Here is a 13,685-nt window from a genome sequence, read left to right on the forward strand (position 1 = left end):
CCATGAAGAGTCGCTGTGCATTCACCTTCCTCGCCATAGCGGCCCTTCTGTCCGCGTGCGGCGTCTTCCGGGGGGACGACCAAGGCAGTACAGGCGGTGTCGCCGCCCAGGCTCCGGGTGTCACCACCGAGCCCTGCCCGTCCGCGGTGGACAGCAACAAGGGCTGCATCTACCTCGGCACCATCTCCGACCTCACCTCCGGCCCCTTCGCCGCGCTCGCCGTCCCCATCACCGACGCCCAGAAGGCCTTCTGGGCCCGCGTCAACAAGGCGGGCGGCATCGGCGGCAAGTACGAGGTGGACGTCACCAAGTACGTCAAGGACAACAAGTACAACCCCGAGGTGCACCGGCAGGTCTACAACGAGATCAAGGACCAGGTGCTCGGCCTGGCCCAGACCCTCGGCTCGCCCACCACCGCCGCCATCATCGGCGACCTCAAGGCCAACAACATCGTCTCCGCCCCCGCGTCGTGGACCTCGGCCTGGGAGTTCGAGGACGTCATCATCGAGACCGGGTCCAACTACTGCGTCGAGGCGATGAACTCCGTCGACTACGCGGTGGACACCTACAAGGTGAAGTCCGTGATGGCCGTCCACCTGGCGGGCGACTACGGCGCGGACGCCGCCGCCGGCGCCAAGGCGGCCGCCGAGCGCGGCGGCCTGACCTTCGCCAACGTCGAGACCCCGACGGGCGCCACCGAGCAGGGCAGGGCCATCACCGAGATCACCAAGAACAAGCCCGACCTGGTCATCCTCACCACCGGCCCCGCGGACGCCGCCACGATCGTCGGCCAGTCGGCCGCGGCCGGCTACAAGGGCCGCTTCATCGGCACCGGCCCGACCTGGAACCCGGCGCTCCTCCAGTCGCCGGCCGCGCCCGCGCTGAAGGCGCTGTACGAGCAGTCGGCCCCCGGCAAGCCGTGGGACGCCGACACGCCCGGCCACAAGGCGATGCGCGACGCGCTGCCCGGCGTCACCCCGAACGACGGGTACACCTCGGGGTGGGCGTGGGCGTACCCGATGAAGGCGGCGCTGGACGCGATGGTGGCCGGCGGGAACGTGAGCAGGGCCGGGCTGCTGGCGGCGGTCAAGACGCTGAAGACGGTGGACTACGAGGGCATGCTGCCCGCGGAGGCCGGGAACTACGCGGAGCCGGGAGCGGTCTTCAGGCAGACGCTGATCAACAAGGTGGACGACAAGGCCACGACGGGCGTCGCCATCGTCAAGGACTTCTTCACCGGGCCGACGGCGCAGGCCTACACCTTCGACGGGCCCTGCTTCTCCAAGCTCTGAGCGCTGGGCGGGTGGACGACGGTCATCCACATGGGGTGCTCACGGCCGCGCATGGCGCTGATGGCGGCGTCCACCCGCTCAAGCGGGAAACGATGCGTGATCAGCTCGTCGGCCGTCAGCACCCCCGCCCCGAGCAGGGCCAGGACGCGGTGGGCGTCGCCGCGCGCGGAGCCGCGCAGGCCGGTGAACCGCCAGCAGTTCGCCATCATGGCGGCGAAGGAGACCGGGTGCGGAGCGGGGTCGGTCCCCATGTGGACGAGCGTGCCGCCGACGCCCAGGGCGCCGCTCACCACCTCCCACAGCCGGGCTTGGTCGGGCAGGTAGTCGATCACCGCGTCCGCGCCGCCCGGCACCAGGCGGCGCAGGCGCCGCGTCAGGCCGCCGGTCTCGTCCAGGGCGACGGTCTCCACCGGCACCGAGGCGAGGGCCGCCACGCTCCGCAGGCGCTCGCGGGATCGGCCGAGGAGGATGAGCCGGGTGACGCCGAACAGGTGGGCGAGCCTGACCGTGGCGCTGCCCATGCAGCCGGTGGCCGCGGTGACGACCACCGTGCCCGTGTGCAGCGGGGCGGCGGTCCTGAGCGCGCGCACGGCGTTCGCCAGATCGGGCACCTTGGCCGCGACGTCGAAACCGACGCCGTCCGGAAGGCGGTCCACCAGCCAGGCCGGCGCGCGGACGTACTCCGCCAGCCCGCCGTCGTGGTAGCGCTCGTACAGCGGCATCGGCCCAGAGCCGAAGCCGGCGTGGCCGATCATGGCCTGTTCGGGGCACATCTGCTCCCGGTCGGTGCGGCAGTGGACGCAGGCGCGGCAGGTGAGGTTGGGATGGATCCGGACGCGGTCACCTGCGCCGAACCCGGTGACGCCGGCGCCCACGCGCGTCACGACCCCGGCCGCCTCATGGCCGAGAGTGCTGGGCAGGTGCCGGAAGCGGCCGAGCTTCAGCAGGCCGAGCACGCCCGGCGCCAGCCCGGCGGACCTGACCTCGACCAGGACGTCGTCCGGGCCGGGCTGTGGAACCGGGATCCGCTCCAGCCGGGGTTCCGCACCGCTGGAGCGGGCGCGGAGCGCGAGCATCGTCGTCACGGGCCGGCCACGCGCGTCACGGCCTGCCCGGAGACGACCGAGATGTGCGCGCTGGGGCCCGCGCACACGTCGGTGAACGCGCAGCCGACGGGGATGTGCACGAGGTCTCCCGGCTCCAGGTCGAGCGTGCCGCGCTGGGTGACGAGCCGCCGCCGGCCGCTGATCTGGTACTGGACCTCGTCGGCCGTGCGGTGCCTGCGGTAGAGGGAGCCGTCGGCCCCGTCGAGCCGGACGTTGCCGACCCACACGTGCGCGGACCGGTAGAGCCAGGTGGTGCCCGGCGCGTCGGCCCGCTGGATCGCGATCGTGCCCTCCTCGGGCGACGCCTGTTCGAGCAGCAGCCGTTCATCGATCAGGAAGCTGGCCACACCCTGGTGGGACGCGGTCACGAACTCGGTGACGATCCCCGCCTCCCACCCGGGGAACGGCGGCACCAGCCGCTCGGCGTGGCGGACCACCGGGCCGACCTCCCTGGCGGGCGGCAGCACGTCGATCGCCAGGTGCACGTCCCGCACCCCGTAGTGGTCGTGCGCCGTGCCCACCGGGACGCGGGAGAAGTCGCCCGGCCGCAGGACGGCGGATCCCAGGTCCGTCATCACCGTGCACTCGCCGGTGATCTGGAAGGCGATCTCGTCCATGTCGTTGTTGCGGTGATAGAACGGCTGGCGGAAGTCGTGCATCTGCTGCCATTCCACCTGGAGGCAGGCGTTCTGGTAGACCCTGCGGGGCCGCGCGAACCCCTGCTCGACGTACTCCTGCGGGACGTGCGCGGTCTCCAGCGGCTCCGGCGACAGCGCGGCAGGCCCGGCCGGGGGGCCGGTCAGGAGCAGGTGCTCCTGACGTCGCAGCAGCCTGGTGCCCGAGTCGTAGGGCAGGCCGTCGAGGACCTCATGGACGATCATGCCGGGCTCTCCTCGTCCGCATAGGCGGCCTCCACGACGTAGACGGCGAAGCCGCTCTGGAAAGGGCGCAGCGGGGCGGTGGCGGCACGGTGGCCGGGCCCGCCCTCCCAGGCGCGGAAGGCCTCCACGCTCGCCCATTCGCTCAGCACGGCGTACTCGCCCGGACGGTGAGCGGAGCGCAGCAGCTCGTTGCCGAGCAGCCCGGGCGTGCCCGCCAGCGTCCGGCTGATCAGGTGGTAGGCGTGCGTGACGGCCTGGAGGTCGCCGCCGGGGGCCGTGGCGTGGACGAGGACCCGCACCCGGGCGCTCACGACGGCTCCTGCCCCGGCAGCGCGTGCACCAGCCGCATGGTGATCATGGAGCCGCTGGAGCGGTAGGGATGCAGCTTGGCGCGGTGCTCGCGATGGGCGGGGCTGCGCTCGAACTCGCGGAAACGCGGCTCGTCCAGCCAGTCGCTGATCACGAAGTAGACGCCCTCCTCCTCACCGCTCCTGGCCAGCCACTGGCCGAGGTTCGCCGGGTGGGAGGTGACCGCGTGCCCGACGTCCAGCCAGGTCCTCTCGAAGTCCCGCTCCAGGCCGGGACGGATCTGCATGCGCAGGAACACCCTGAACGTCATGTCACACCCCTCCGTCCACGTCGATGGTGGCGCCGGTCACGAAACTGGCCAGGTCGCAGGCCAGGAACGCCACCACGTTCGCGACCTCCTCGGGGCGGCCCAGCCTGCCCAGCGCGATCCTGCTCTCGTAGCCGGCGCGCACGCCGGGGTCGAGCGGCTGTCCGGTGTCCACGGGGCCGGGCGCGACGAGGTTGACGCGGATGCCGCGCGGCCCCAGCTCCTTGGCCATCGACCGGGTCAGGCCGATCAGGCCGGCCTTGGCCGCCGTGTAGTGGGCGCGCAGCGGGATGCCGACGGTGGCCACCCGCGAGCCGACGTGCACGATCGAGGCTCCCGGCGCGAGCAGGGGCAGCGCCTTCTGCACGACGAACATGGACGCGGTCAGGTTGGTGTCGATGACCGTGTGCCACTGGTCCGGCCGCAGCTCGTCGAGGGGCACGTGGGAGATGGCCCCGGCGTTGCCGACGACGGTGTCGAGGCCGCCGAGCCGGTCGCGGCACTCCCGCAGCAGCCGGTCGAGGTCCTGCGGGCGGCTGACGTCGGCCTGGACGACGTGGTGGCTGCCGTCCGTCTCCGCCAGGTCGCTCACCAGCCGTCCGGCGGCCTCCGTGTCGCCGCGGAAGCAGGCCAGCACGTCGGCGCCGGCCCTGGCCAGGGTGAGCGTGATCTCCTTGCCGATGCCCCTGGTCCCGCCGGTGACCAGGGCCTTCTTTCCTGTGAGGTCGGGATGCAACTGATGTCTCCGTTCAGGTGGGCAGGGCCAGGGCCGCCGCGTTGACCGCGAGGGCCAGCAGCGTGGCCGCGGTGCGGGCGAGATGCCAGCGCGTCCACGACCGGCGCGGGTCGATCTCCTTCCAGTCCAGGGGAGCCGTGTGCACGGGCAGGGTGGCCACCCACCTGTTGATCGGGCTGTTGCGGAAGTGGGAGACGAGCAGCACGGCGACGAGCGCCGCGGCGCCGACCACGTACAGCGTGCCCGCCGGCTGCCGCCGCTCCGCGACCGCCAGGACCGCTTCCGCGGCGGCGAGGAGGTGCATCACCACCGGCATCCAGGAGGCCGAACGCCGCAGCAGGGCCTGCTTCTCCTCGACGTAGGCCGCGTACGGCAGGGTGAGCTGGTAGGACCCGCGCAACGCGGTCGCGAGCATCAGGCCGGCGGCGAGCCCGAGCGCGGCCAGGGTCAGGACGGACATGACGGCGATCATCGGGCGACCTCCTCGATGACGTGCTTGATTCTTTCGAGCTGGACGGCGGTGTTGCGGTTGATGCGCTCGGTCATCGTGGCGTCGTCGACCGGGGCGCCCGGCCGCATGTGGAAGCTCTGCGCCCAGCGCATCCGCACCCCGCCCTCGACCCGCGCGTACTCCCAGAAGATGTCCATGTACTCGAACGGCCCCGTCTCCACCCGGTAGGCGCGGACCGTGCCCTTCTCCCGGTCGGTGACGCGCTCGGACACCCAGCTCCAGGCGGTGCCGTCCGCGTCGGGACGCATGGTCAGGCGGAAGCGCACCACGTTCTCCCGCCGCAGCAGCACCTCCGCCGCCGCGTACTCGCTGAACAGCTCGGGCCAGGACTCGACGTCGTTCGTCATCGTCCAGACCAGGTCGAAGGGGGCGGCGATGACGATGGCGTTGTCGGTGTGCCCGGCCGCGCCGTCGCCCTGGCGGCGGACGAAGCTGAGCAGCCGGTACGGCGTCTTGATCTCGTCCAGCGCCGAGTCCGGCACCTCGACGCCGAGCCGGTGCTCGATCAGCGCGCCGATCTGCAGCACGGCCAGCGAGTCGTAGCCGAGGTCGGGGAACGGGGTGTGCAGGATGTCGCCGTCGAGATCGACGTCGTCATCGACCCCGCCGGCGCTGCGCATCAGGTCGCGCAGGTCGTCGAGGGTGAGTTCGGGCATGAGTCCTCCTGTTTCTTACGGGGCGGATGTTTCTCAGGGCGGCGGATGATTTCCTAGGGCGGATGAGACGACGAGGGCGGCGTTGAAGCCGCCGTGGCCCCTGGCGATGACCAGGGCGTGACGCAGGCGGGCCGGCCTGGGGCGGCCGGTCACCAGGTCGATGGGGTGGGCGGGATCCACCTCGCCGACGCCGGTGGTGTGCGGGATGACCTGGTGGCGCAGGGCGAGCAGCGCCGTGGCCACGTCGAGTGCGGCGCCACCCGCGTACAGGCGGCCCGTCAGGGTCTTCGGGGCGGTGACCGGCACGCCGTGCGGCCCGAACACCCCGGCGATCGCGGCGCTCTCCCGCCGGTCGGCCGCGGGCACGCCCATCGCGTCGGCGAAGACGACGCCGACGTCGCCGGGAGCGAGCCCGGCGTCGGCGAGCGCCGTCTCGACGGCGCGCCGCAGCCCCGGCGGGCGTCCGGTGGACGGATGCGGGTCGAAGGAGGCGCCGTAGCCCGCGATCGTCCCGTACGGGCGGGCGCCGCCCCGCGTGCCGTCCTCGACGACCAGCATGGCTCCGCCCTCGCCGGGCAGGAAACCGCGGGCCGCCCGGCCGAACGGCTGGTAGGCGCCGTCCTCGCCGGTGCTGAGCAGCCCCGTGGCGAGCTGCGTCGTCAGGGCGTACGGGGACAGCGGGGCCTCGGTCCCGCCGGTGACCACCAGGCGCGCGCCGGCGCGGATCGACCTGCGGGCGCTCGCGATCGCGTCGATGCCGCCGGCCTGCTCGGTCGCGATCACGCCGCAGGGGCCGCGCAGCTTGTGGCGGATGGAGATCTGGCCGGTGCTCGCCGCGTAGAACCAGGCGATGGACTGGTACGCGCTCACCCGCCGGGCCCCCTCGGCCCACAGCCGCTCGATCTCGCGCTGGCCGAACTCGTTGCCGCCCGACGAGCTCGCCGTCACCACCGCCAGGTCGTACTCGGGCAGGACGGACAGGTCGGCCCCGGCGTCCTCCAGGGCCATGGCCGTCCCGGCCAGCGCGAAATGCGTCCAGCGGTCGGTCTCCACGATCACCCGGCCAGGCACGTGGTCACCTGCCGCGAAGCCGCGGATCTCCCCAGCCCTGCGCACCGGGTAGCCGCCGGGATCGAAGCGGGAGATGCGGCCGATGCCGCTCGCGCCGCCGAGCAGGGCCGCCCAGTAGGCCGCCGCGCCGAGCCCGTTCGGCGCGACCACGCCGATCCCGGTGACCACGGCCGTGGACGTCACGGCCGTGCCCTGCCGGGGGCGGTGAGCACCATCGCGCTCTGGAAGCCGCCGAAGCCGCTGCCCACGCTCAGCACCACGTCCACGGGCAGCTCGCGGGCCGTCAGCGGCACGTAGTCGAGGTCGCACTCCGGGTCGGGCTCGTGCAGGTTGGCCGTCGGCGGCACCACCCCGTGCCGGATCGCCAGGGCACTGGCCGCGAGCTCGATCGAGCCGATCGCGCCGAGCGAGTGCCCGATCATCGACTTGATGGAGCTCATCGGCACTTTCCTGGCGTGCTCGCCCAGGCTGCGCTTGACGGCGGCGGTCTCGTGCCGGTCGTTCTGCTTGGTGCCGGAGCCGTGGGCGTTGACGTACCCGACGTCCCCGGGGTTCAGCCGGGCCTCGCCGAGCGCGGCGCGGATGGCCTCGGCCATCTCCCTGCCGTCCGGCCGCAGGCCGGTCATGTGGAAGGCGTTGCTGCGCGCGGCGAAGCCGGCGATCTCGCAGTACACGTCCGCGCCCCTGCGCCGCGCGGCCTCCAGCTCCTCCAGCACCAGGACGGCCGCGCCCTCGCCGAGCACGAAGCCGTCGCGGCGCCGGTCGAACGGCCTCGACGCGTGCCCGGGGTCGGCGTTGTTCGGGGACGTCGCCCGGATGGCGTCGAAGCACGCCACGGTGATGGGGGAGATCGGCGCGTCGGCGGCGCCCGCCACGACCACGTCCGCCGCGCCCTCCTGGATGGACCGGTAGGCGTGCCCGACCGAGTCCAGGCCCGAGGTGCAGCCGGTGGAGACGAGGGCGGCGGGGCCCTCGGCCGCGCACGTCCAGGCCACCTCGCAGGCCAGCGTGCTCGGCACCAGATAGCCGTACAAGTGCGGCACCGCGTAGGCGGGATCCACCTTCCAGTGCCGGCCCCCGTCGCTGACGACGACGTACTCCTCCTCCAGCCCCGTCGTGCAGCCCACCGCGCTGCCCAGGCTGACGCCGACCCGCTCAGGGGCGACGCCCGCCAGGCCGCTGCCCGCCAGGCCGCTGCCCGCCAGGCCGCTGCCCGCCCACGCCTCCCTCGCGGACACCACGGCGAGCTGCGCCGCCCGGTCCATCCTCCTGATCTGCCGCGGTGTCAGCCCGGCCGCCGCCGGATCGAAGTCGCACTCGGCCGCCACCCGCGACCGGAAGGCCGACGGGTCGAAGAACGTGATCGTCCGGGTGGCCGTCCGGCCCGCGGTCAGCAGCTCCCAGAACCGGTCCACGCCGATGCCGCCAGGGGCCACGACCCCGATCCCCGTGACGACGACGCGGCGCCCGCTCACCCCGGGCCTCCCACGACGGGCCCCGTCTCCTCCGGGTTCGGCGGCTGTTCGGTGTCGACGTGCCCCAGCTCAGGGCTGGGCGCGAGCGGGCACAGGTGGAACACCACGGACGCGCCCGCCGCGCCGGTGCCGGTGACCCGGTGCCGCATCCCGATGGGGACCACGACGCCCTCCCCGGCCTCCAGCACGACGAACTCGTCCTCCGCCCGGACCACGACGGCGCCCGACACGACGTACAGGAACTCCTCGGAGTACGGGTGATAGTGCTCCGAGACGTACTCGCCGGGCCGGAGCGTGAGCACGCCCATGAACCCGGTGGACGCGCCCGCCGTCCTGGGGCCGAGCACCACGCGGATGTCGCCGCCACGCCGCCGGTTGGGCGGCACGTCCCGCGCGGCCACCTTCCTCACGCGCGCCTGCTCGCTCATCCGCCCGGCTCCCACGTGTAGAAGGGAACGGCCATCGCGTCGCCTGGCTCGCGCCAGCCGGGGTCGTAGGGCCTGATGTGCTCGCGGAGCCGGGCGTCGAGGTCCTGGTACAGCGCGCCGTCACGGGCCAGGCGGAGGCGCTCGGCGAGGTCGTCGCCGGACTCCACGAGGTGGAAGTACAAGTCGTGGAAGCGGAACAGCGTCCGCCGCGAGACCCCGATCAGGTGGGGGAGCCGCGTCGCGTCGGAGGCGGCGAACAGGCCGGCCACGGCGTCCGCGCTCGCCGCGTCCATGCGCGCGACGATGAGGGTGCGCCTCATGACCGCTCCCCTCCGGTAGGGGCGCCGCCGCGCGTGTCGATGACGAACGCGTCATCGGCGTTCATGGTGTCTCCTCACGGGTCATGCGGTCCACGAGCGTCGTGTCGTGACCGCCGGATTCGAACAGGGGGTGGGTGAGCACCCGGGGCAGGAAGCCGGCGGTGGTCCGCAGACCGGGTCCCTCGACCGTGAGCTCCGACAGGGCCCGCCGCATGCGGGCGATGGCCGCCGCGCGGTCGTGCGCCCAGACGACGACCTTGGCGAGCAGCGGATCGTAGGCGGCGGGCACGTCCAGGCCGTGCTCCAGGTAGCCGTCCACCCGGACGAACGGCCCGCCCGGCAGGGCCAGCCGCTCGACGCGGCCGGGGCTCGGCAGGAAACCGCGATCGGGGTCCTCGGCGTTGACGCGGCACTCGATGGCCGCGCCGCGCAGGCGCACGTCGTCCTGACCGAACGACAGCTTCAGCCCGGCGGCGACGCGCAGCTGCTCCGCCACGATGTCGACGCCCGCGACCATCTCCGTCACGGGATGCTCGACCTGGATGCGGCAGTTGGCCTCGATGAAGGCGAACGTCCCGTCGGGGCCGGCGAGGAACTCGAAGGTGCCGGCGCCCGCGTAACCCGTCGCCCGGGCGGCGCTGACGGCGGCCTCGCAGAGCCGTTCCGTCGCCTCCGGCCGCCAGCCAGGGACGGGCGACTCCTCCACCAGCTTCTGGTGGCGGCGCTGCACCGAGCAGTCCCTGGCGCCCAGGTGCACCACCGCGCCGTGCCGGTCCGCCAGCACCTGCACCTCGACGTGCCGCGCGGCCTCGACGTACCTCTCCAGGTAGAGGCGATCGTCGCCGAACACGGCGGCGGCCGTGCCGCGCACCCGCGCGTACGCGCCGGGCAGGTCGCGCGCGTCGCGCACCACGGCCATGCCCCGCCCGCCGCCGCCCGCCACGGCCTTGACGATGAGCGGGTAACCGATCCCGGCGGCGGCGGCGCGGGCCTCCGCGAGACCGTCCACCGGGCCGCCGCTCCAGGGCAGCACGGGCAGCCCGGCCTCGGCGACCGCGCGCAGCGCGCCCGCCTTGTCGCCCAGGCGCGCCAGCACGCCGGCGGGCGGCCCCACGAACGCCAGCCCTGCCTCCTCGCACATCTGCGCGAAGTCCGGGTTCTCCGACAGGAAGCCGTAGCCGGGGTGGATCGCCTCCGCCCCCGTCTGCAGGGCGGCCTGCAGAACGGCGGCGGCGTTCAGGTAGCTGCGCCCGGCGGGGGCGGGCCCGATTCGCACCGCCTGGTCGGCGAAGCGGACCGGGGCGGTGCCCTCGTCGGCGGCCGAGTGCACGACGACCGTCCTGATGCCCAGCTCGCGGCAGGTACGGGCGACGCGCAGGGCGATCTCGCCCCGGTTGGCGATGAGCACGGTGCCGAACATGGCGACCCCGCTACTCGTCCGGGCGCAGGACGATGAGCGGGCGGCCGTACTCCACGGGCGTGGCGTCGGGCACCAGGATCTCCGTGACGACGCCCGCGCGCTCGGCGGTGACGGCGTTCATCAGCTTCATCGCCTCGATGACCCCGACCTGCTGCCCGGCGGCCACCGCGTCACCTTCGCGGACGAACGGCTCGGCGCCCGGCTGCGGGGCGTGGTAGAAGGTCCCGACCATGGGGGCGTGCACCCGCCAGGAGCCGTCCTCGGCCTCCTCCGCGTCGCCGGGAGGCGGGGGCTCGCCCGGCTGCGCCGTCCAGGTCAGGTCGAGGCTGATGTCGCCGTAGGAGACGCGCAGCCCGGACAGGGAGGCCGCTCCTGCGCGGGAGAGCCGGGCGGCCTGACGGCACAGCTCCGCGAACACCTCGTGCGGCTCGGTCATGCGAGGCTCCCTTCAGCGCCGGAGCCGAAGCGCGCGTACCGCCGGCGACGTTCGCGCAGCAGCTCCGCGGCCGGCTGACCGGCGAGGCGGCTCAGCGCCGCGGCGACCACCGGCCTGATGCTTTCCGCTGTCGCGGCGGGCTGCACGTGGGCGCCCCCGGGCGGCTCGGGGATGACCGCGTCGACGATCCCCTGTTCGAGCAGGTGCCGGGCGTCGAGCCGCAGGGCGGCGGCGGCCTCCGGGGCGGCCTCCGCGCTGCGCCACAGGATGGCGGCGCAGCCCTCCGGGCTGATGACCGAGTAGGTGGCGTTGGACAGGGCCAGCACCCGATCGGCCACGGCCAGCGCCAGCGCGCCGCCGCTGCCGCCCTCGCCGGTGAAGACCGCCACGATCGGGACCGGCAGGGCCGACATGAGACGCAGGTTGCGGGAGATCGCCCAGGCCTGCCCGTCCTGCTCCGCCTCGACGCCGGGATGGGCGCCCGGCGTGTCCACGAAGGTGAGGACGGGCAGGCCCAGCTTGGCCGCCAGCCGCATCAGCCGGGCGGCCTTGCGGTAGCCGGCGGGCGACGGCATCCCGAAGGAACGCCTGATCCGCTCGCCGGTGGTGCGGCCCTTCTGGTGGCCGATGAGCATGACCGGGCGGCCGTCCAGCAGGCCGGGGCCGCCGACGATGGCCGGGCAGTCGCCGTGCGCGCGGTCGCCGTGCAGCTCGTGGAACTCCTCCAGCAGGTAGCCCGCGTAGTCCAGGGTGGAGGGGCGGTCGGGGTGGCGGGCGCGGTGGACGATCTGCCAGGGATCGTCGGACGTCGGTTCCGCGAGGCCCTCGACGGCGGGCACGTCGTCGCCAGCGCTGGTGCCGTCGCCTGTGTCGTCGCCTGTGCCGTCTGTGCCGCCTGTGCCGCCTGTGCCGCCTGTGCCGCCTGTGCCGCCTGTGCCGCCTGTGCCGTCGTCTGAGGCGTCGGCGGTGTCGCGGCCGTGCGGGCGTGCCTGACCGGTGGCGGCGAGCAGGCGGGCGAGGGCCGTCCGCAGCGTCGCTCTGGGCTGGACGGCGTCGATGAGCCCGCCGGCGAACAGGGACGTCGCCGTCTGCAGCCCCTCCGGCACCCGCTGCCCGATCGTCTGCTCGATCACCCGCGGCCCGGCGAACCCCATGCGGGCGCCCGGCTCGGCCAGGATGACGTCGGTCAGCGTCGCGATCGACGCCGCCACGCCCCCGTACGTCGGATCGGTCACCAGGCACACGGTCAGCACCCCGGCCTCGTCCAGCCGGGCAAGCGCCTGGCTGCACCGGGCCATCTGCATGAGGGACAGCGCGCCCTCCTGCATCCGGGCGCCGCCGGAGGCCGTCACGACGAGCAGCGGGATCCGCTCACGCAACGCCGTCCGCGCGGCCGAGGTCACGCATTCGCCCTCCGCCATGCCGAGGCTGCCGCCCAGGAAGCGGAAGTCCATGGCGACGACGACCAGCCGCCGCCCATGGATCGACCCGGTGGCGGCCACGGCGGCGGCCCGCATCCCGGTGGCCTGCCGGGCCGCGCTGAGCCGTTGCGCGTAGGGCCGCCGGTCGGCGAACCGCAGCGGGTCGTCCCGCGTCGTGGCCACCCGGACGGGGGCGGCCGAGCCCGCGTCGAGGAGGTGGTCGAGCCGCTCCTGAGCGGTGAGCCGCGCGTGCAGGCCGCACTGCGGGCACACCTTGCCCGCCGCCTCGTAGCGTCTTCGGTGGACGAGCTGACGGCACCCGGCGCAGATCAGCCAGTGCGCGTTCATGGTCGGCGTGGGTCGAGGAGGCGAGTGCGGCGTATGTGAAGACATGGGCCTGACGTGGGGAGATGGCGGGAATCTGGTAGAAGCTCTACCCGCTTTTAACTCTCTGCAACCATTTGATTACTATCTGTTTCGGTTGCGGGGATGCTGCCAGAATCGGAGCATGCATCGCGATCTTCCGCTACGGGCCACCTTCGACCGCGCCGCCGCCACCTACCAGGCCGCCCGCCCCGACTACCCGCCCGAGCTGTACGCCGACCTCCTCGCGACCACGGCGATCACCCCGCCCGCGCACCTGCTGGAGGTCGGCTGCGGCCCGGGCAAGGCCACCCTGCCGCTGGCCCGGATGGGGTTCGGCATCACCGCGATCGAGCTGGGCGGCGCGCTGGCGGCCAAGGCGCGCGAGCAGCTCGCCGCCTTCCCCGGCGTCTCGGTGATCACGTCCTCGTTCGAGGAGTGGGAGCCCCCGGCGGGCGCCCGCTTCGACCTCGTCTACGCCGCCACGGCCTGGAAGTGGGTGGACGCGGACGTCAAGTACGCGAAGGCGGCCGGCCTGCTCGCCGACGGCGGCCACCTGGCCGTCTGGAACGCCGACCACGCGTTCCCCGCCGACGTGGACCCGTTCTTCTACGAGATCCAGCCGGTGTACGAGGAGCTGGGGGAGAGGCACGACGGCCCGTGGCCGCCGCCCCCGCCCGAGGAGCAGCCCGACCCGATGGCCGCCGAGATCGAGGCGTCCGGCCACTTCACGGTGATCTCGACGAAGCTGTACGTGTGGGCCGCGCGCTACACGGCCGACGAGTACATCGCGCTGCTCGACACGTTCTCCGGCCACATCGCCATGGACCCGGCCAAGAACGAGCGACTCTACGGCGAGATCCGCCGCCGGCTCGCCGCCCGTCCCGACGGGAGGCTCACCCGCCACTGGTCGGCCGTGCTCACCGTCGCACGGCGTACCGGCCTCTGACGGC

General features: G+C 73.6%; 16 protein-coding genes. 2 read left to right on the plus strand and 14 right to left on the minus strand.

The window, feature by feature from the left end; translation table 11 throughout:
- Window positions 1–2 precede the first annotated feature (2 nt).
- On the plus strand, window positions 3–1,292 hold the full coding sequence (locus ABD331_RS01800; protein ID WP_344470375.1) for an ABC transporter substrate-binding protein: 1,290 nt from the start codon (window positions 3–5) through the stop codon (window positions 1,290–1,292).
- Here ABD331_RS01800 and ABD331_RS01805 read toward each other — a convergent pair.
- From ABD331_RS01805 to ABD331_RS01870, 14 genes are all read right to left on the minus strand, one after another.
- Window positions 1,256–2,368 (minus strand): alcohol dehydrogenase catalytic domain-containing protein, encoded by a 1,113-nt coding sequence (locus ABD331_RS01805; protein ID WP_344470744.1) that lies wholly within the window; start codon window positions 2,366–2,368, stop codon window positions 1,256–1,258. The genes ABD331_RS01800 and ABD331_RS01805 overlap by 37 nt on opposite strands.
- 5 nt (window positions 2,369–2,373) lie before the next feature.
- Window positions 2,374–3,279, minus strand: a complete 906-nt coding sequence (locus ABD331_RS01810; protein WP_344470376.1) for a hypothetical protein — start codon at window positions 3,277–3,279, stop codon at window positions 2,374–2,376.
- Window positions 3,276–3,590: an antibiotic biosynthesis monooxygenase family protein gene (locus tag ABD331_RS01815; protein WP_344470377.1), complete on the minus strand. Its 315-nt coding sequence runs from the start codon at window positions 3,588–3,590 to the stop codon at window positions 3,276–3,278. The genes ABD331_RS01810 and ABD331_RS01815 overlap by 4 nt, the downstream gene beginning before the upstream one ends.
- Entirely contained in the window at window positions 3,587–3,898 is a 312-nt protein-coding gene (locus tag ABD331_RS01820; protein WP_344470378.1) for an antibiotic biosynthesis monooxygenase family protein, read from the minus strand. Before ABD331_RS01820 ends, ABD331_RS01815 begins: the two co-directional genes overlap by 4 nt.
- 1 nt (window position 3,899) lies before the next feature.
- Window positions 3,900–4,631: an SDR family NAD(P)-dependent oxidoreductase gene (locus ABD331_RS01825; RefSeq protein ID WP_344470379.1), complete on the minus strand. Its 732-nt coding sequence runs from the start codon at window positions 4,629–4,631 to the stop codon at window positions 3,900–3,902.
- 13 nt (window positions 4,632–4,644) lie between these two features.
- On the minus strand, window positions 4,645–5,091 hold the full coding sequence (locus ABD331_RS01830; protein ID WP_344470380.1) for an anthrone oxygenase family protein: 447 nt from the start codon (window positions 5,089–5,091) through the stop codon (window positions 4,645–4,647).
- An 8-nt stretch (window positions 5,092–5,099) separates the two neighbouring features.
- Window positions 5,100–5,798, minus strand: coding sequence for an SRPBCC family protein (locus tag ABD331_RS01835; protein WP_344470381.1), 699 nt, complete (start codon window positions 5,796–5,798; stop codon window positions 5,100–5,102).
- A 33-nt stretch (window positions 5,799–5,831) separates the two neighbouring features.
- Window positions 5,832–7,052, minus strand: a complete 1,221-nt coding sequence (locus ABD331_RS01840; protein ID WP_344470382.1) for a ketosynthase chain-length factor — start codon at window positions 7,050–7,052, stop codon at window positions 5,832–5,834.
- Window positions 7,049–8,344: a beta-ketoacyl-[acyl-carrier-protein] synthase family protein gene (locus ABD331_RS01845; RefSeq protein WP_344470383.1), complete on the minus strand. Its 1,296-nt coding sequence runs from the start codon at window positions 8,342–8,344 to the stop codon at window positions 7,049–7,051. The genes ABD331_RS01840 and ABD331_RS01845 overlap by 4 nt, the downstream gene beginning before the upstream one ends.
- Window positions 8,341–8,772, minus strand: a complete 432-nt coding sequence (locus tag ABD331_RS01850; RefSeq protein WP_344470384.1) for a cupin domain-containing protein — start codon at window positions 8,770–8,772, stop codon at window positions 8,341–8,343. Before ABD331_RS01850 ends, ABD331_RS01845 begins: the two co-directional genes overlap by 4 nt.
- Window positions 8,769–9,092 (minus strand): TcmI family type II polyketide cyclase, encoded by a 324-nt coding sequence (locus ABD331_RS01855; protein WP_344470385.1) that lies wholly within the window; start codon window positions 9,090–9,092, stop codon window positions 8,769–8,771. The genes ABD331_RS01850 and ABD331_RS01855 overlap by 4 nt, the downstream gene beginning before the upstream one ends.
- 61 nt (window positions 9,093–9,153) lie before the next feature.
- Complete coding sequence (locus ABD331_RS01860) at window positions 9,154–10,512, minus strand: acetyl-CoA carboxylase biotin carboxylase subunit (RefSeq protein ID WP_344470386.1); 1,359 nt, start codon at window positions 10,510–10,512, stop codon at window positions 9,154–9,156.
- A gap of 10 nt (window positions 10,513–10,522) precedes the next feature.
- On the minus strand, window positions 10,523–10,948 hold the full coding sequence (locus ABD331_RS01865) for an acetyl-CoA carboxylase biotin carboxyl carrier protein (protein WP_344470387.1): 426 nt from the start codon (window positions 10,946–10,948) through the stop codon (window positions 10,523–10,525).
- Window positions 10,945–12,717, minus strand: a complete 1,773-nt coding sequence (locus ABD331_RS01870; RefSeq protein WP_344470388.1) for an acetyl-CoA carboxylase carboxyltransferase subunit alpha — start codon at window positions 12,715–12,717, stop codon at window positions 10,945–10,947. Before ABD331_RS01870 ends, ABD331_RS01865 begins: the two co-directional genes overlap by 4 nt.
- A 160-nt stretch (window positions 12,718–12,877) precedes the next feature.
- Between ABD331_RS01870 and ABD331_RS01875 the strand changes: the two genes are divergently transcribed.
- The gene (locus tag ABD331_RS01875; protein WP_344470389.1) at window positions 12,878–13,681 is read left to right on the plus strand and encodes a class I SAM-dependent methyltransferase; all 804 of its coding nucleotides are present in this window, start codon (window positions 12,878–12,880) and stop codon (window positions 13,679–13,681) included.
- The last annotated feature ends 4 nt before the right edge of the window (window positions 13,682–13,685 follow it).

Source organism: Nonomuraea monospora, assembly GCF_039531895.1.
In the GTDB taxonomy this organism is placed as follows: domain Bacteria; phylum Actinomycetota; class Actinomycetes; order Streptosporangiales; family Streptosporangiaceae; genus Nonomuraea; species Nonomuraea monospora.